This window comes from Pseudomonas viridiflava (assembly GCF_900184295.1).
Lineage (GTDB): Bacteria > Pseudomonadota > Gammaproteobacteria > Pseudomonadales > Pseudomonadaceae > Aquipseudomonas > Aquipseudomonas viridiflava.
The window spans coordinates 5,020,432-5,038,172 of record NZ_LT855380.1; the positions used below are offsets into that span (position 1 = coordinate 5,020,432).

Annotated in this window: 12 protein-coding genes and 1 other RNA gene; 12 read left to right on the forward strand and 1 reads right to left on the reverse strand. The window is 58.9% G+C overall.

Annotation, left to right across the window (positions count from 1 at the left end; translation table 11 throughout):
* Positions 1–32: 32 nt before the first annotated feature.
* On the forward strand, positions 33–515 hold the full coding sequence (gene smpB / locus CFBP1590_RS22590; protein WP_025996617.1) for an SsrA-binding protein SmpB: 483 nt from the start codon (positions 33–35) through the stop codon (positions 513–515).
* A 136-nt stretch (positions 516–651) separates the two neighbouring features.
* Here the strand turns inward: smpB and CFBP1590_RS22595 are convergent, their stop codons facing one another.
* The gene (locus CFBP1590_RS22595; RefSeq protein WP_004883375.1) at positions 652–1,419 is read right to left on the reverse strand and encodes a GntR family transcriptional regulator; all 768 of its coding nucleotides are present in this window, start codon (positions 1,417–1,419) and stop codon (positions 652–654) included.
* A 398-nt stretch (positions 1,420–1,817) separates the two neighbouring features.
* Between CFBP1590_RS22595 and CFBP1590_RS22600 the strand changes: the two genes are divergently transcribed.
* The 11 genes from CFBP1590_RS22600 to CFBP1590_RS22655 all read left to right on the forward strand — a co-directional run bounded on the left by CFBP1590_RS22600 (position 1,818) and on the right by CFBP1590_RS22655 (position 17,701).
* Positions 1,818–3,509 (forward strand): lactate permease LctP family transporter, encoded by a 1,692-nt coding sequence (locus tag CFBP1590_RS22600; protein WP_029242083.1) that lies wholly within the window; start codon positions 1,818–1,820, stop codon positions 3,507–3,509.
* An 83-nt stretch (positions 3,510–3,592) separates the two neighbouring features.
* Entirely contained in the window at positions 3,593–4,429 is an 837-nt protein-coding gene (locus tag CFBP1590_RS22605; RefSeq protein WP_088235955.1) for a (Fe-S)-binding protein, read from the forward strand.
* Positions 4,426–5,889 (forward strand): LutB/LldF family L-lactate oxidation iron-sulfur protein, encoded by a 1,464-nt coding sequence (locus tag CFBP1590_RS22610; protein WP_088235956.1) that lies wholly within the window; start codon positions 4,426–4,428, stop codon positions 5,887–5,889. The genes CFBP1590_RS22605 and CFBP1590_RS22610 overlap by 4 nt, the downstream gene beginning before the upstream one ends.
* The gene (locus CFBP1590_RS22615; RefSeq protein ID WP_088235957.1) at positions 5,886–6,557 is read left to right on the forward strand and encodes a LutC/YkgG family protein; all 672 of its coding nucleotides are present in this window, start codon (positions 5,886–5,888) and stop codon (positions 6,555–6,557) included. The genes CFBP1590_RS22610 and CFBP1590_RS22615 overlap by 4 nt, the downstream gene beginning before the upstream one ends.
* Complete coding sequence (locus tag CFBP1590_RS22620) at positions 6,554–9,382, forward strand: FAD-binding and (Fe-S)-binding domain-containing protein (RefSeq protein ID WP_088235958.1); 2,829 nt, start codon at positions 6,554–6,556, stop codon at positions 9,380–9,382. Before CFBP1590_RS22615 ends, CFBP1590_RS22620 begins: the two co-directional genes overlap by 4 nt.
* Before the next feature lie 186 nt (positions 9,383–9,568).
* Positions 9,569–9,856: a PA2433 domain-containing protein gene (locus CFBP1590_RS22625; RefSeq protein ID WP_058432162.1), complete on the forward strand. Its 288-nt coding sequence runs from the start codon at positions 9,569–9,571 to the stop codon at positions 9,854–9,856.
* 110 nt (positions 9,857–9,966) lie between these two features.
* Positions 9,967–10,358: a transfer-messenger RNA gene (gene ssrA, locus CFBP1590_RS22630) on the forward strand.
* Between the two features lie 187 nt (positions 10,359–10,545).
* A complete protein-coding gene (locus CFBP1590_RS22635) occupies positions 10,546–11,802 on the forward strand; it encodes an integrase domain-containing protein (RefSeq protein WP_088235959.1) in 1,257 nt (418 codons plus the stop codon).
* 950 nt (positions 11,803–12,752) lie between these two features.
* The gene (locus CFBP1590_RS22645; RefSeq protein WP_088236455.1) at positions 12,753–13,733 is read left to right on the forward strand and encodes an integrase domain-containing protein; all 981 of its coding nucleotides are present in this window, start codon (positions 12,753–12,755) and stop codon (positions 13,731–13,733) included.
* The gene (locus CFBP1590_RS22650; protein ID WP_088235960.1) at positions 13,730–14,005 is read left to right on the forward strand and encodes a hypothetical protein; all 276 of its coding nucleotides are present in this window, start codon (positions 13,730–13,732) and stop codon (positions 14,003–14,005) included. The genes CFBP1590_RS22645 and CFBP1590_RS22650 overlap by 4 nt, the downstream gene beginning before the upstream one ends.
* A 423-nt stretch (positions 14,006–14,428) precedes the next feature.
* Complete coding sequence (locus tag CFBP1590_RS22655) at positions 14,429–17,701, forward strand: DEAD/DEAH box helicase (RefSeq protein ID WP_088235961.1); 3,273 nt, start codon at positions 14,429–14,431, stop codon at positions 17,699–17,701.
* Positions 17,702–17,741: the final 40 nt, after the last annotated feature.

The following is a 17,741-nucleotide window of genomic DNA, read 5'->3' on the forward strand; positions in this document are numbered from 1 at the left end:
ACATTGAAGCAACTCCCTATAATGCGCCCCCTATGGCTAAGCTCAAGAAACACCCTACAGGGACCATCGCGCAGAACAAGAAGGCGCGACACGATTACTTCATCGAACACAAGTTCGAGGCCGGTCTGGTCCTGGCTGGCTGGGAAGTAAAAAGCCTGCGTGCCAACAAGGTACAGCTGGTCGACAGTTACGTGCTGCTCAAGGATGGCGAGGCATGGCTGATGGGCTGCCATATCACGCCGCTCAAGACGGCCAGCACGCACGTCATCGCTGACCCGACACGCACCCGCAAACTGCTGCTGAACCAGCGCGAGCTCGAAAAGCTCATCACGTCTGTTCAGCAGAAAGGCTATGCCTGCGTGGCCCTCTCCCTTTACTGGAAGCAGCACTTGATCAAGTGCGAAATCGCTCTGGGCAAAGGCAAGAAGGAATACGACAAGCGCCACACCGAACGCGAACGCGACTCGGACCGTGAGCTGCAGCGCGCCGTGCGCAGCAAGGGCAAGGACGACTGAGCCCCGGAACTGATCGTTCCCATGCTCCGCGCTCATCGTTATACACAAGTCCGTCTCGACACTGATCGTGCCCATCGCTCCGCGTGGGAATGCCTCTCAGGACGCTCCGCGTCCGGGCTGCATGCCGATACCGATATCACATCGTATTACGCCGCTCCGCCCGAGCCGTGCGCTGAACCTGCTGCCTGACTTCTTCCAGCACTTCCTGCACATACGTCAGGTGCCTGCTCGACACCTCGCGCGCGTCTTCCGCACGACCTTCAATGATCGCCATGTACAGCTCCCGATGCTGCTTGATCAGCATGTCGCGAGTTTCCGTGCGCTGTTTGTACATGCCGCCAATGTTGATCACCACATTGCGCTTGAGCAGGTCGAACAGGCCACGGATGGTGTGCAGCAGCACCGCGTTGTGGCTGGCCTCGGCAATCGCCAGGTGGAAGCTCGCATCGGCTGCGCCCTCCTCGGCCCGGCTGACCTCGTCGGCACGCGAATAACAATCCAGCAGTGACTCGAACGCCACGCGCAGACGCTCGCGATCCATCTCGGTGGCGCGCATCGCTGCGTAGTACGCGCAGGACGCCTCCAGCGTGTGACGAAACTCCAGCAGATCGCGCTGCGCATCGGGACTGCTTTCCAGCAAGTGCAACAAGGGGTCGCTGAACGTCGAACCAATGTTCTCGACCACATAATTGCCGCCTCCCTGCCGACTTACCAACAGGCCCTTGGCCGTCAGCTTTTGAATCGCCTCGCGCAATGACGGGCGTGATACACCGAACTGCTCGGCCAACGCTCTTTCCGCCGGTAAACGCCCACCCGATTTGAGGGTGCCTTCCAGAATCATCTTTTCCAGCTGCTCGACGATATCGTCGGACAAACGGCGCTGACGCACCTGATCAAAGCCCATAGCACTTACTCCAACGTCCCGGCTCGCTGCCGGGCCCGCGTATTCTGGCTGATTGCCGCCATCAAGGCACCTGTCCAATTCAGCCGAAAACCCTGTCTGGCACTGCCCTTCCAGAGCCCATGCGACAAAAGTCATGACCCCGCAAATTGACACACCAATCACAAGGCCTCTAATCTAGCCAGCAGACATTGTAAATTGGTATTACCAATTATCCAATGCCAGCGTTCGGCGGTTGATCTCCGTGGCGCTGCAAGGCCTTTCGAACAGAAAGCCTTGAGCTGGTGAGCTGTGCGATTCAATCGTCAGCATCGACCAGACGTTCGCCAACACGACGTCGAATCGAAGCCGCGCACACAGAACACCGGGCCTTACCAACAATAATTAAGGGGCCTCCCGACATGCAGACATGGCAACAGCTCTACACACCGCTTGGCAGCCTCGGCCTTTCCGCCGCAGCCGCACTGATCCCCATCGTGTTCTTCTTCCTGGCGCTTGCCGTGTTCCGGCTCAAAGGCCATATCGCAGGCAGCATCACCCTGGCGCTGTCGATGCTGGTGGCAATCTTCGCCTTCCAGATGCCGACCGACATGGCGCTGGCAGCAGCAGGCTATGGATTCGCCTACGGACTGTGGCCCATCGCGTGGATCATCGTGGCGGCCGTGTTTCTCTACAAACTGACGGTCAAGAGTGGTCAGTTCGAGATCATTCGCAGCTCGGTCATGGCCATCACCGATGACCAGCGTTTACAGGTATTGCTGATCGCCTTCTGCTTCGGTGCCTTTCTGGAAGGTGCGGCGGGTTTCGGCGCACCGGTCGCCATCACCGCCGCCTTGCTGGTGGGCCTCGGCTTGAACCCGCTCTACGCCGCCGGCCTGTGCCTGATCGCCAACACTGCGCCGGTTGCGTTCGGCGCGCTGGGCATTCCGATCATCGTGGCAGGCCAGGTCTCGGGGCTGGATGCGTTCAAGATCGGCGCGATGGCAGGCCGCCAACTGCCTTTCCTGTCGATCTTCGTACCGTTCTGGCTGATGTTCATGATGGACGGTGTACGCGGCGTCAAGGAAACCTGGCCAGCTGCGCTGATCGCAGGCACCACCTTTGCGATCACCCAATTCCTGACCTCCAACTTCGTCGGACCGGAACTGCCGGACATCACGTCGGCACTGGTCAGCATCGTCTCGCTGACGCTGTTCCTGAAAGTCTGGCAGCCGCAGCGCGCATCCGACACAGTCGTAGTCAGCAGCGGCTCGGCAGCGATCATGGGCGGCCCGGGCGGTTTCAACAAACCCCGCTCTTCAGTCGCATCGCCCTACAGCCTCGGCCAGATCATCAAGGCTTGGTCGCCGTTTCTGATCCTGACCGGCATGGTCACGATCTGGACACTGAAACCGTTCAAGGCGCTGTTTGCCGCTGGCGGTGCCCTTCAGGCCTTCACCTTCAACATCCCGGTGCCGCACCTGGATCAGTTGGTGATGAAAACCGCCCCGATTGTCGCGAACGTGACGGCGATGCCTGCGGTGTACAAGTTCGACCTGATCGCCGCCTCGGGCACCGCAATTCTGTTCTCGGCCATCATCGCGATGCTGGTCCTGCGCATCACCCCGAAGATTGGTCTGACCACTTTCAAGGAAACCCTGATTGAGCTGCGCTGGGCAATCGTATCTATCGGCATGGTGCTGGCCTTTGCTTTCGTCATGAACTACTCAGGCATGTCCTCGACCCTGGCGCTGGTTCTGGCCGGAACAGGCGCGGCGTTCCCGTTCTTCTCGCCGTTCCTTGGCTGGCTGGGCGTGTTCCTGACCGGTTCCGACACCTCGGCCAACGCACTGTTCGGTTCGCTGCAGGCCACCACCGCCCACCAACTCGGCGTCAGCGACGTGTTGATGGTCGCGGCCAACTCCAGCGGCGGTGTGACCGGCAAGATGATCTCGCCACAGTCCATCGCCGTGGCCTGCGCTGCGACCGGGCTGGTCGGCAGGGAATCTGACCTGTTCCGTTTCACGCTCAAGCACAGCCTGTTTTTCGCCACCATCGTCGGCTGTATCACCTACGCCCAGGCGTACTGGTTCACCGGCATGCTGGTTCATTGATGCCTGAATGAAGCACCACTGGCGCCGAATCGACCCGTCGGCGTCAGCCATTCATAACCGGGCCCACCCGGAGACTCAAACTGATGAGTACGCTTTTTCACAACGCAGCACCCAACCCAACAGCCAACGCCACCCGCGTCGCGCCTGCTCGCCATGCGCCGCGTGAATACCCGACCGACAAACCGAAACGCGTCTATCTGTTCGGCACCTGCGTCGTGGACCTGTTTTTTCCGGACGCCGGAATGGACGCGATCCACCTGCTCGAACGCGAAGGCATCGAAGTGGATTATCCACAGGCGCAAAGCTGTTGCGGGCAACCGGCCTACACCTCGGGCTACACCGATCAGGCTCGCGAAGTCGCCCGCGCTCAGCTCGCACTGTTCAAAGGCGACGATCCGGTTGTCGTACCGTCCGGTTCTTGCGCCGGCATGTTTCGCGAACATTACCCCGATCTGTTCAAGGATGAGCCCGAGATGCTCAAGCACGTCCAGCACCTCGCCGCCCGCACCTATGAACTGACCGAATTCCTGCTGCACGTCTGCAAGACGCGCCTGAACGACCACGGCCAGCCCACCCGCATCGCCCTGCACACCTCATGCTCGGCACGCCGCGAAATGAACACCCACCTGCACGCCCGTGAACTGCTGGCGCAACTGGGCAATGTCGAGCGCGTCGATCACGACCATGAAAGCGAATGCTGCGGCTTCGGTGGGACCTTCAGCGTGCGCATGCCGGACATTTCCGGTGCGATGGTCGCCGACAAGACCCGCGCATTGAAGGAATCAGGCGCCGACCAGATCCTCACCGCCGACTGCGGCTGCCTGATGAACATCAACGGCTCGCTGGAAAAACAGCGCGAATCCATCCGCGGCCAACATCTGGCGAGCTTTCTCTGGCAACGCACCGGAGGTCAGCGATGAACATGCAGACCCGCATTCCCGTCGTCGAAATCCATCAGCCGGATTTTCGCGAGCGCGCCCATGAGGCGCTGGGCGATCCACAGTTACGCGGCAACTTCCGCCGCGCCATGGATTCGCTGATGACCAAACGCGCAGCGGCGTTCAGCAACCCGGATGAGCGCGAAGACCTGCGCTCGCTGGGCAACGCCATACGCGCCCGCGCCCTCTCCAAACTGCCCGACCTGCTGGAGCAACTGGAACGCAACCTGATCCGCAACGGCGTGCAGGTGCACTGGGCGGAAACGGTCGAAGAAGCCAACGCCATCGTGATGTCCATCGTAGAAGCCCATGAAGCGAAACAGGTGATCAAGGGCAAGTCGATGGTCAGCGAAGAAATGGAGATGAACGACTTCCTCGGCGAGCGCGGTATCGAGTGCCTGGAAGCGGACATGGGCGAATACATCGTGCAGATGGACCATGAAAAGCCCTCGCACATCATCATGCCCGCCATCCACAAGAATGCCGGCCAGGTCGGCAAGCTGTTCCACGACAAACTCGACGTGGAATACACCACCGACGTCGATCAGTTGATCCAGATCGGCCGTCGCGTGCTGCGCCAGAAATTCTTCGAAGCCGACATCGGCGTCTCGGGCGTCAACTTCGCAGTCGCGGAAACCGGGACGCTGCTGCTGGTGGAAAACGAAGGCAACGGCCGCATGGTTACCAGTGTGCCGCCCGTGCACATCGCCGTGACCGGGATCGAAAAGGTCGTCGAAAACCTGCGCGATACCGTGCCGCTGCTGTCCTTGCTGAACCGTTCCGCGCTGGGCATTCCGATCACCACCTACGTCAACATGATCTCCGGCCCGCGCAAGGCCCATGAACTGGACGGCCCGCAGGAAGTGCATCTGGTGCTGCTGGATAACGGTCGCAGCCAGGCATTTGCCGACAGCGAACTGCGCCAGACACTGAATTGCATTCGCTGCGGCGCGTGCATGAATCACTGCCCGGTCTATACCCGCGTCGGCGGTCATACCTATGGCGAGGTCTATCCCGGCCCCATCGGCAAGATCATCACGCCGCACATGGCAGGCCTGGCGAAAGTCCCGGATCACCCCAGCGCGTCTTCCCTGTGTGGCGCGTGCGGCGAAGTCTGTCCGGTGAAGATTCCGATTCCGGCGCTGTTACGGCGTCTGCGCGAAGAAAACGTCAAAGCGCCCGATGCGCCAAACCGGGTCATGCGCGATCAAGGCAGCAAGTTTTCGCGCAAGGAGCGCTTTATCTGGAACGCCTGGTCGAAGCTCAACACCTCGCCTGTGATGTATCGCCTGTTCGGCTTTTTCGCCACCCGGCTGCGCAGCCTGACACCCGGCAACGTCGGCCCGTGGACGCAAAACCATAGTGCACCGAAACCCGCCGCCCGCTCACTGCACGAGCTGGCCCGCGAGCATCTGACACGCAAGTCTGGAGACCAGCCATGAATGCCAGGCACAACATCCTCGCCAAACTGCGCAACAGTCTCAGCGGCACCACACCGGTGGCCGACAATTTCGACGAGGCATTGGTGACCGAGCCGTGGCGCTACGCTCCGGAAAGTCGGGTCGCCCAACTGCGCAAATTGATGGAAGCCGTACACACCGAGATTCACCTGTGCAGCGATCAGGACTGGCCGCGCCGGCTGGGCGAACTGGTCAAGGACCGCCAGCTACCCAGCCTGCTGATTGCGCCGGGCACGCCGCACGGTCGCCGGGTCAGCGAGTACTGGGCCCTGCAACCCGATCTGCCCGCGCTCAAGGCCTACGACCGGCCCATCGAAGAATGGAAAAAAGACCTGTTCGACGACACGCCCGCCAGCTTCACCACCACCCTGGGCGCCATCGCCGCCACCGGCAGCCTGATCATCTGGCCCACCCGCGAAGAGCCACGCCTGATGAGCCTCGTGCCACCGGTGCATTTCGCCCTGCTCAAGGCCAGCGAGATCTACGACAACCTCTACGAAGCACAGCTCAAGCAGAACTGGGCGGGCGGTATGCCGACCAACGCGCTGCTGGTGTCCGGCCCGTCTAAGACCGCCGACATCGAACAGGTCCTGGCGTATGGCGCTCATGGTCCCAAAGACCTGATCGTCCTGATCGTGGAGGACGCATGAGTCTGCCCGCTGCATTTCTGGACAGCGTCCGCCGTCTGATCCCGCAGAAGCGTCGCTTCGATGACCCGCTCTCGACCCTGGCATTCGGCACTGACGCCAGCTTCTACCGCCTGATTCCGAAACTGGTGATCCGCGTCGAGTCCGACGACGAAGTCATCGCGCTGCTCAAGCTGGCCCAAGCCGAAAAGGTCGCGATCACCTTTCGCGCCGCAGGCACCAGCCTGTCCGGCCAGGCAATCAGCGACTCGGTGCTGTTGGTGTTGGGCGACAACTGGAACGGCCGCGAACTGCGCGATCAGGGAACGCAAATCCGCCTGCAACCGGGCGTTATCGGCGCGCAGGCCAATGCCTGGCTGGCGCCGTTCGGACGCAAGATCGGCCCGGACCCGGCCTCAATCAACGCCTGTAAAATCGGCGGCATCGTCGCCAATAACGCCAGCGGCATGTGCTGCGGCACAGCGCAAAACACCTATCACACGCTCGCAGGCATTCGCCTGATTCTGGCCGACGGCACCCTGCTCGACACCGAAGACGCCACCAGCGTCGCCGCATTTCGCGCCAGCCACGCCGACCTGCTAAACAACCTGGATCGCCTGGCACGAGAAACCCGCGCCAACACCGAACTGGCCGCCAGAATTCGCCACAAATACCGCCTGAAAAACACCACTGGCCTGTCACTCAACGCATTGGTGGACTTCGACGAACCGCTGGATATCCTCAGTCATCTGCTGGTCGGCTCCGAAGGCACGCTCGGGTTCATCAGCGCAGTCACCTACAACACCGTGGTCGATCACCCACACAAGGCGTCGGCGTTGATCGTGTTTCCGGATGTGGAGACCTGCTGCAACGCTGTCACCATCCTCAAAACCCAGCCGGTGGCCGCCGTCGAACTGCTCGACAGACGCAGCCTGCGCTCGGTGCAGGACAAACCGGGCATGCCGGGTTTCGTGCGAGAGCTGTCTGCAAACGCCTGCGCCTTGCTGATCGAAGCCCGCGCTGCCTCACGCGTGCTGCTCGATGAACAACTGCTGCAGATCATGGCGTCGCTGGCTGCCTTCACAGTCGAAAAGCAGGTGGACTTCACCCACGACCCAGTGGAAAACGCCCGCCTCTGGGCCATCCGCAAAGACACCTTCCCTGCCGTCGGTGCCGTACGCCAGACCGGAACCACGGTCATCATCGAAGACGTGACCTTCCCCGTCGAACAACTGGCCATGGGCGTGCGCCGCCTGATCGAGCTGTTCGACAAACACCACTACGACGAAGCCATCCTGTTCGGCCATGCGCTGGAGGGCAACCTGCACTTCGTGTTCACGCAAGGCTTCAACAACCCCGATGAAATCGCCCGCTATCAAGCGTTCATGGACGACGTGGCGCAATTGGTTGCGGTTGAATTCGGCGGCTCGCTCAAGGCCGAACACGGCACCGGTCGCAACATGGCGCCCTTCGTCGAGAAGGAATGGGGCAGCGACGCCTATCAACTGATGTGGCAACTCAAACGCCTGCTCGACCCCAGCGGCATTCTCAACCCTGACGTGGTGCTCAGCACCGATCCGCACATTCATTTGAAACACCTGAAACCGATGCCCGCCGCCGACGAGATCGTCGACAAATGCATCGAGTGCGGCTTCTGCGAACCGGTCTGCCCGTCCAACGGACTGACCCTCAGCCCGCGACAGCGCATCGTCATCTGGCGCGACATCCAGGCGAAAAAACGCGCCGGAGCCGACACCCGACAACTGGAGCGCGACTATCACTACCAAGGCATCGATACCTGCGCCGCGACCGGCCTGTGCGCCCAGCGCTGCCCGGTCGGCATCAACACCGGCGAACTGGTAAAAAAGCTGCGCAGTCAGGAAGCCAATCACAACGAAACCGCAACCTGGCTGGCGCACAACTTCAAGACCGCCCTGCAAGGCGCACGCTTCACCCTGCACGCCGCCAATGGCGCACGCATGCTGCTGGGCGCGCCACGACTCGCAAAACTGTCGGCGTCGTTAAGCAAACGGTCGGCCGGACGCGTCCCGCAATGGACACCCGCCATGCCCCAGGCTGAACACTCGATCCGTTTCACCGCGCCGGTCGACGACCAGCGTCCGCGCGTGGTCTATCTGGCTGCCTGCGTCTCCCGCGTCATGGGCCCCTCTGCAGGCGACAGGGAACAGTCATCACTCCTCGACAAAACCCGCAGCCTGCTGGAAAAAGCCGGTTATCAGGTGGTGTTCCCCGACGATCAGGACAACCTGTGCTGCGGCCAGCCGTTCGCCTCGAAAGGCTACAGCGAACAGGCCGAAGACAAACGGCAACAACTGCTCGCTGCGTTGACCAAAGCGAGCCGCGGCGGCCTCGACCCCATCTATTGCGACACCAGCCCCTGCGCCCTGCGCCTGATGCAAGACCTCAAGGACACGCGCCTCGACCTGTACGACCCGGTGCGCTTCATCCGCACCCACCTGCTGGACAAACTCACCTTCACCCCGCAACAGGAACCCATCGCCGTCCACGTCACCTGCAGCACCCAACACCTGGGCGAAAGCCAGGCGTTGATCGACCTGGCCAGGTTATGCAGCGTGAACGTGGTCATCCCGGAAGGCATTCACTGCTGCGGCTTCGCGGGCGACAAAGGCTTCACGACACCGGAACTGAATGCACACTCGCTGCGCACGCTCAAGGATGCCGTGCAGTTCTGCCACGAGGGCATTTCCACCAGCCGCACCTGTGAAATCGGCCTGTCGCAACACGGCGGAATCGACTACCACGGGCTGGTGTATCTGGTGGATCGCGTGACCACGGCCAAATCGCATGATCAAGACATAAAGCCGTAGATCGCCCCATTTTGGTGCCTTATGTGCACCAGATGGCTTTTTCGCATGAGCCTGAAAATAAATAGAACCCCTGCGTTTCACCACAGTCCATCTTCTAGGCCCGGCGACTGAACGGGCCCTCAGAAACCTCGGGCGACGGCACCATTGACCGGCCACACCGAGTCCACAGGCTATAAGGAGAGACACATGAAGCGTACCGCCCTCACTGGATTGTTCCTCAGCGCTGCACTGTTGGCTTCGCCGGTTTTTGCTGCAGATGACTTGTGTGGCGCGAACCTGCAAGCCCTCAAGGATGCGCAGACTTCGTCCGGCACCAACCTGAGCCCCGACGTGAAAGAAATGCTCGAAAAGACCGAGAAAGATGCCATGGCTGCCAAGAAAGCCGGCGATGAGGATAAGTGTGTCAAGCTGACCACACAGGCCAAGACCAAGCTGCAAAACATCGGTTCTGGCAGCGAAGGTGCTGGCAAGTAAGCATGCCCACAAGGTCAGTCGTCGTGGCTGGCCTTGACGGACGCAACACATGGGTCGACGTGCTTCGCCGATTGGCGTACACTCCGCCCAGCGACTGCGAAAGCAGTCTCGGGGCCGATTAGGATTCGACGCCGGTGATGAAACTTTAGGTGCATGCCGAGTTGGTAACAGAACTCGTAAATCCACTGTTGCAACTTTCTATAGTTGCCAATGACGAAACCTACGGGGAATACGCTCTCGCCGCGTAAGCGGTGCTAGCCTTCCTTCTGGTAGCTTCGGCTCCAGCAATCATCAGGGGATGCCTGTAAACCCGAAATGATTGTCATATAGAACAGGATCGTCGCCTAGTACGTTGTGGACGAAGCGACTAAAACTTACACAACTCGCCCAAAGCACCCTGCCCGTCGGGTCGCTGAGGGTTAACTTAATAGACACGGCTAAGCATGTAGTACCGACAGCGGAGTACTGGCGGACGGGGGTTCAAATCCCCCCGGCTCCACCATTTGATCAACTAAAGACGTCCACGGACGTCTTTTTTTGTGCCTGAAATCCAGTAAATACGTGGCTTCCAGCGCTTTTGCGGTCTTTCGAGAGTTTTTGAGTTCCAGCCGTTCGGGTATTCCAGGCGGTATTCCACCTCAACCGGTGCTAATCTTTGGAATACCGAATCAGTGCCTGAGGAGAATCTCATGCCTGCTCAAAACCTCCGCCTCTCCGATCGACAGCTCAAGGGAGTCAAACCCGCGTCCAAGGATTATGTCCTCACGGACGGTGACGGTTTGCAGCTCCGAGTACGCAGCAACGGCTCGTTGCTGTGGAATTTCAACTATCGCGAACCGGTGACCAAGAAGCGCATCAACATCGGCTTCGGGACCTACCCCGAACTGTCACTAGCGAACGCACGAAAGAAGGCAGTCGAAGCACGCGAGCTGCTCGCCCAAGGCATCGATCCGAAGGTGCAGCGCAATACGTTGAGTGAAGCCAAGCGCGCAGAAACGGAACACACCTTCGAGAACGTGGCCACCGCCTGGTTCGAGCTCAAGAAAGACTCGGTCACCCCAGCCTACGCCGAGGACATTTGGCGGTCGCTCATGCTGCACGTGCTTCCCGACTTGAAAACGACCCCTCTCGCGAAAATCACCGCGCCGATGGTGATCGAGTTGCTTCGTCCGATCGAAGCGAAAGGCAGCCTGGAGACGGTCAAGCGCCTTAGTCAGCGGCTTAACGAGATCATGACCTACGGAGTGAACTCCGGCCTGATCTTCGCCAACCCTCTCAGCGGTATCAGGGCAGTATTCAAGAAGCCCAAGAAAGAGAACATGGCTGCGCTTCCGCCAGAAGAGCTCCCGGAGCTCATGCTGGAGATCGCGAACGCCAGTATCAAACGCACGACCCGCTGCCTGATCGAATGGCAGTTGCACACGATGACTCGCCCCGCCGAGGCGGCAACTACTCGCTGGGCAGACATCGACTTTGAAAGGGGTGTCTGGACTATCCCACCGGAGCGGATGAAGAAGCGCCGCCCTCACAGCATCCCGTTGAGTGATCACGCCGTCGCACTGTTGGAGTCACTGAAGACTCACAGCGGCCATCGCGAATACGTCTTCCCGGCAGACAGAAATCCGCGTACCCACGCCAATAGCCAAACGGCCAACATGGCGTTGAAACGCATGGGCTTCCAGGATCGCTTAGTCAGCCACGGCATGCGCTCTATGGCCAGCACCATCTTGAATGAACATGGGTGGGACCCGGAACTCATTGAAGTCGCACTGGCGCATGTCGACAAGGATGAGGTGCGCAGCGCCTACAACCGAGCCGACTACATCGAGCGCCGGCGCCCGATGATGGCCTGGTGGAGTGAGTACATCCAGAAAGCCGCCACCGGCAGCCTGCTCGCCTCAGCGTACGGCCAAATCAGAGACAAGGACGTGGTGCCGATTCGCTAGCGCTGTACAGGCGCAAGAACTGCAGCAACAACTGAACGTTCAAGATTCGGGGCAAGCAGCCTCGCTTATCCGCTTCTAAGCGCGGGTCCATCCAAACAGGGCTGCAAAGCCGCCCTGTTTGGATGGACCTTACTTTGAAGAGCAAAAAAGCGACCACGTTGTCCAGGATTTACCACGGAATTCCACCGGTGGATAAACGCTCTTCAAGTCCAAAGTGGCGCTGAATTTCGAACCTTGACCGGGTTTATCCACAGGCGTAGAACTGGCCGTGCAAGCGCTGTCGATGACAGCAACCCAGGTGGCCCGAACCTTGAAGGCCACGCCGCTCCCGCGGTGGTTCCCCCCAAAAGGCGATTCGCGTCCGGCAGCTCGCCCGGTCACCTCCCCGGTGATGGATGCCTACTTCAGATCATGGCCCTCGTGCGCCAGACGACACTTCCTACTTCGCTGCCCTGCAGCAACCTATCCGCTTGGCCGAATCTTGCGCCAACCTGCGCCCGTCTCTTTCTCCTGGAAAGAGACGGGCGCTTCAAACACTGCTGCAGACCTCATCGCACTTGGCTTTGCGGCAACTCCTCTCGTGACAATTGGCGTGACAAACGCCGACGTCACCAGCAACAGCGCTGTAGATGATGGTGCCGCAGACCACGGAATGGACTGCACCTGACTGACAGTCAGGTATGCCCCGGTCATCGCATCGCTGAGTTCACCCAGCTCAAGATCTTCAGGCGCTGGTCTCGTCAGCCAGTGCAGCCTCCACCCGTCCACCGGTATCGGTGCTCAGGAGGCCAGATCATGAGATGCCCTTGCTCCCGGTTGTAAGGAGCCGCCAGTCCTGCGTAGTGGACACTCCCCACAGGTCGCAGGGGCCTTGATCCCTGATAACACTCAACATTCTTGGCGGGATGACGTGGGGCGAGGATCGGAGAGCGGACGATGAGGTGACCGACATGGCATTGGTGGGGAGACGCGATGGCCGCAATTTCGGCTACGGCAGGCAATTGAGCTATGCAGGACTGCAGGCGCTGAAAGATATGTTCGGCGGCGGCCATTACGGCACAGTCAAAGCGCACTGTGATCGGTGGCAGGCATTCGTCAAATGGTGCCGTTCCGAACTGGGGCCCGGTATCAATGATGCGCGGCAGATTGATCTGAAGGTGTTGGCCGACTATGCGGCGCATTTGCGCGACGTAGTTGGGCGCGGTGACCTCGCCGTCAGTACCGCACTAAACCGGCTATCCAGCGTTAACAGGACCATGGCGGCGCTTCGCGGTGATCAGTACGTGAAGTTACCCAGTCCGAGCAAGGCATTGTGTATGCAGCGCACCGGGGTTCGACACTCGGTGCCTCAGGGCCAAGACCGCGAACAGGTTAAGCAGATTGTCGATGTGCTTTGCAGCCATCATCAACTGCGGGCCGCCGCGATAGCCCTGTTGGCACGAGCCACCGGCATGCGCTTGCGTGAGGCTATCTTGGCGGACCTGCCACGGTTGAGCCGTGAGGCTAACGACTTTGGTAGGATCAACATTCAGGATGGCACCAAAGGAGGCCGCGCCGGATCCTCGGCGCCGCGTTGGATTGCGGTGGACGACTATGTTCGAGGTGCCCTTGGGTTTGCACGGCAGGTGTCGCCTGCGGGTAGCCGCAATCTGATTGCACCAGACGAAAGCTACCTCAATCTCCTACAACAAATCATCCGCCCTGCACGGGATATCCTGCATGCACACAACCTCAAAGGCTTCCATGAGCTACGAGCGGCGTACGCATGTGAGCGCTACGAGCAGATCACCCAATGCCCCGCGCCAATCAATGGTGGCAAATGTTACAAGGTAGATAGGAACCTTGATGGCGAGGCCCGGAGGCGAATCAGTTACGAGCTTGGGCACGGTCGGATCGACGTGGTCGCTGCCTACATTGGCGGACGGACATGAGTAAGCCATTCGATATGGAGCTGTTCTTGGCTGGCGTTCTGACCGGTTCGCACGCAACCCGGCAACGCCACGTGCGACAGGCAAAAATCATCCAGGCCGAAATTGCTGAGCGCTGGCAGCGAGAATCACCTTGGGCTTGGCAAAAAAAGCATGTGGTTTGGTTTCTTGAGCATCGCTTAAATTTACGCGGTGAAGCGACACGGTATTACTATTTGCTGACGGTGCGGTTGCTCGCTCGTCGTTTACAAAAAAAATGGGTTTTCGATCTCTGAGTGAGACCGGTTGCTATCGCGCCACATGGGTGACGTCGACACCGTCAGCGGCGCATCAGACTTTCAGCACAGGATCACAGCGAGCGTTGAGAGCCTTAACCTCTTCCTTATGTGGAAATGGGACAATAAGGTCAACTTTTGCAGTTTTTATTCAGTCGTTGATCGGAGCTTTCGCGTACCAGTACTAGCGTCAGGATTTCAACCAAGGCCCAGCCTCGTGCTTGCAGAGAAAGCACCTCAAAATCTGGGGCCAGCGCTGGTCGGAGTTTTAGTGGTAACCAATTCCCGGACACATAATTGGTGATCACTACGATGGTGAGCCATTCGCACGAATGCGCGTCACCCGCGCCATCATTAAGCCATCCAGTTTATAATCCTCCCCCTAAGCAGCGCCTAGCAATGGGTAATTCAAGGAGGATTCTGATGGTTGTGCTCCCACCAGTGGTTTACGAGCAACGCTGCTCTGTAGGAAAGATCCGGCATCAGCTACAGCCAGCCATCACGACCCGAGTCATCAATGAGACCTTGGTGAACGTGTCGCCCCGCATCAGAGAACGCTTGTGGCTGCTTGAATGTGGTAGCCGCGTCCTACTCACCAACCGGCCCAATGTCAATTTGCCCGACGGAGTGGATGGAATCATTCACCTGCGGGAGGACAAAGTCGTCTGGAGGACTCATCGCCTCCTCATCGATCTCAAAGCCCGAGTCCTCGAATCTGGGTGGGCCGATGTAGCCCGCGATGCGGCGCGGAGCTGGCACAATCAACTGTCATATCGAGCGGAACAACGTGACGCCAATGGGCAAGTCCCAACAGGACAGGAGGGATTGCGACCGCCCCAGTTAGGCGCTCTCTTTGCCATCGGGGCTCACTGGAGCCTCAATACACTGCCTGCAACGATTGTGATGCCCACCGGCACCGGGAAGACTGAAACGATGCTGGCTACGCTGACGGCGTACGGCCATTCGACCACACTTGTGGTCGTTCCTTGGGATCTTCTACGCCAGCAGACTGCGAACAAGTTTCAGAGCCTGGGACTGCTGCGCGCTCTGGGGGTGCTGCCAAACGAAGTTGCAAATCCAGTAGTAGGGCTGATCACATCCAAACCCAAGACGCTGGCAGATTTGGACATCTTCACCCAATGCAATGTGGTGGTTTCCACCATTAGTTCACTGGCATTCGAAGCTGGTAGCCCGCTCGCTGCTGAGATGGCTCAACGGTGCAAATCACTGATACTGGATGAAGCCCATCATGTTCCCGCCAAAACCTGGAGCGGGCTAAGATCAGCGTTTCACTCGCTGCCCATTTTGCAGTTTACTGCGACGCCTTTTCGCAGAGATGGTGAACTCGTCGACGGGAAAGTGATTTTCAACTACTCACTTGCCGCCGCGCAGCGTGACGGGTATTTCAAGCCGATACATTTCGAGCCTGTTCACCAGCCGAGCGGTGGCACCCAAGCCGACCAAGCTATCGCAGTGACAGCCCTAACTAAGCTACGACGTGACTTGAACGCGGGGCTTAATCACCTGCTCTTAGCCCGTTGCAGCAGTATCGTCCGTGCAACCTACGTAGAACGTCTTTACCGACACCTCGCGCCTGAGTTTCAACCAATCCTGATTCATTCAAAGATCAACGATACTGAAGCTAAGCTGGCCGATCTGCGCTCAGGGGTGTCCCGGGTCGTGATCTGCGTCGACATGTTGGGCGAAGGGTTTGATCTGCCCGAGTTGAAAGTGGCTGCGCTCCATGACAGTCATCGGAGTTTGGCTATCACGCTCCAGTTCATCGGGCGGTTCACACGCGTGGCAGGAAGGAGCATCGGCGAGGCGACGGTGGTGGCCAACATTGGCGATCAAGATGTCGCCCACTCACTGGAGCGCCTATACAGCGAAGACGCCGACTGGAATCAGGTACTGAGCGAGCTGAGTTCTAATGCTGTCCGGGAGCACAGGGAGTTGATTGAGTTCCTGCAAGCGTCCGAACGTCTGGATGAGGAAGGCGACTCGAAAATTTCTCTGTCACCTCAATTACTCCGCCCAGTTTTCAGCACTGCCGCTTACAGGGCTCAACAGTTTTTTCCCGAGCGGTTCCACCACGGGCTTTCCCAACAACTTCACATTGAGGGGGTCTGGCTCAACCGAGAAATGCGTACGCTTTACTTCGTCACCCGCGCCGAAGGCAGGGTTCGCTGGACTAATACCAAAGGCGTTCTCGACCGTGAGTGGACACTCTTCGTCCTCCACCACAATCCGGAGCTTGAACTGCTATTCCTGTCTTCAACTGATCATAGTTCTTTGTTCCCGGAGCTAGCGGAAGAAGTCACCGGGCAAGCAGACCTTATCCATGGCGAACAGATGTTTCGAATACTCGGCCATGTAAACCGCTTGGTGTTTCAGAACATGGGCGTCAAGAAACACGGTCGACGTAATCTGAGCTACGCCATGTACACAGGCGCCGACGTTGCGGTAGCACTCGGTGTGGCCGAGCGTAGCGGCTCCGTTAAGAACAATGTCAGTGGTACCGGATGGGAAAATGGAGAGCGCGTTTCTGTTGGCTGCTCGTACAAAGGGAGGGTCTGGTCGCGAGAGCAAGGCTCCATACCGGAGTTCGTTCACTGGTGCGCTGCGGCTGGCGCCAAACTTCTCGATGACAGTATCGTTGTCGATGACATCATTGCAAACGTCCTCATTCCTAAGGAAGTGACAGCGTTTCCAAGCGACAGGAATGTGCTTGCTGTCGAGTGGCCGGCTGAAATCATGAGTATTGCAGAAGACAGGGTCGTGCTAACCACTCGGGCGTTTCCAAACGGCCTTCCTATCACGTTCGTCGATCTGAAATACCTTGATGTGCGAGATAACAGCATGAGGTTTGCCCTGAACTGTGACGAGACCGGCCAGTTCGCAGATTTCACCTTAACGGTAGGCGGAGAGAACGGATTCGTCGTCGCACAGACAAGCGGTGAGGCAGTCGAACTTACCATCGGGAAAGCGTCAAGGGCGCTCAGCCAATATCTGAGTTCATACCCACCGTTGGTACGGTTCGTCGACCTGAGTGAGCTGGACGGCAACATGCTGATCGAGCCTAAAGACCCCAGACATCTTGAAATCGGAGAAGAGCGCTTCGAGGCTTGGGACTGGGCAGGGGTCGACATCACAAAAGAATCCTACTGGAAAGACGGCATTACACGTGCTGACTCTATTCAGTGGAAAGCCGCCCAGCACTTCATACAGGGTGATTTTGACATCGTTTTCGACGACGACGGCGCCGGTGAAGCCGCGGATCTTGTCTGTCTCAAGGAGGAAGATAATCGTATACGACTTGCGCTGATCCACTGCAAATATGCCGGAGGAGACACCCCTGGCGAACGCGTGAAGGATGTCGTGGAGGTCTGCTCCCAAGCGGTCAGGTCGGCCAAATGGAAATGGCGCTTTTCTGAACTCGGTAAGCACATACAAAGACGTGAGGATCGGCTGCGCTCCCTGCACCGTCCAACGCGCTACCTTGCTGGAAATGGGTTGAGGCTCAATGACCTGATCAAGACAGCACGCTTCAAACCCGTAGAAGCCGAAATACTGATTGTTCAGCCGGGTCTATCTGCTGGTAATCGTACCGCTGATCAAAACCTCGTGCTGGCCGCCGCTGTGGCATATCTCAAAGAAACGATTGGGTGTGATATAGACATCGTTTGCAGTGGGTAGGCCGCGGTAGTGGTACGGTCAGTGCCTTCGGTGTGAGGTT

Bases quoted from the DNA above. Each gene is read 5' to 3' on its own strand.
- smpB (WP_025996617.1), top strand. From the start codon at position 33: ATGGCTAAGCTCAAGAAACACCCTACAGGGACCATCGCGCAGAACAAG.
- CFBP1590_RS22595 (WP_004883375.1), bottom strand. From the start codon at position 1,419: ATGGGCTTTGATCAGGTGCGTCAGCGCCGTTTGTCCGACGATATCGTC.
- CFBP1590_RS22600 (WP_029242083.1), top strand. From the start codon at position 1,818: ATGCAGACATGGCAACAGCTCTACACACCGCTTGGCAGCCTCGGCCTT.
- CFBP1590_RS22605 (WP_088235955.1), top strand. From the start codon at position 3,593: ATGAGTACGCTTTTTCACAACGCAGCACCCAACCCAACAGCCAACGCC.
- CFBP1590_RS22610 (WP_088235956.1), top strand. From the start codon at position 4,426: ATGAACATGCAGACCCGCATTCCCGTCGTCGAAATCCATCAGCCGGAT.
- CFBP1590_RS22615 (WP_088235957.1), top strand. From the start codon at position 5,886: ATGAATGCCAGGCACAACATCCTCGCCAAACTGCGCAACAGTCTCAGC.
- CFBP1590_RS22620 (WP_088235958.1), top strand. From the start codon at position 6,554: ATGAGTCTGCCCGCTGCATTTCTGGACAGCGTCCGCCGTCTGATCCCG.
- CFBP1590_RS22625 (WP_058432162.1), top strand. From the start codon at position 9,569: ATGAAGCGTACCGCCCTCACTGGATTGTTCCTCAGCGCTGCACTGTTG.
- CFBP1590_RS22635 (WP_088235959.1), top strand. From the start codon at position 10,546: ATGCCTGCTCAAAACCTCCGCCTCTCCGATCGACAGCTCAAGGGAGTC.
- CFBP1590_RS22645 (WP_088236455.1), top strand. From the start codon at position 12,753: ATGGCATTGGTGGGGAGACGCGATGGCCGCAATTTCGGCTACGGCAGG.
- CFBP1590_RS22650 (WP_088235960.1), top strand. From the start codon at position 13,730: ATGAGTAAGCCATTCGATATGGAGCTGTTCTTGGCTGGCGTTCTGACC.
- CFBP1590_RS22655 (WP_088235961.1), top strand. From the start codon at position 14,429: ATGGTTGTGCTCCCACCAGTGGTTTACGAGCAACGCTGCTCTGTAGGA.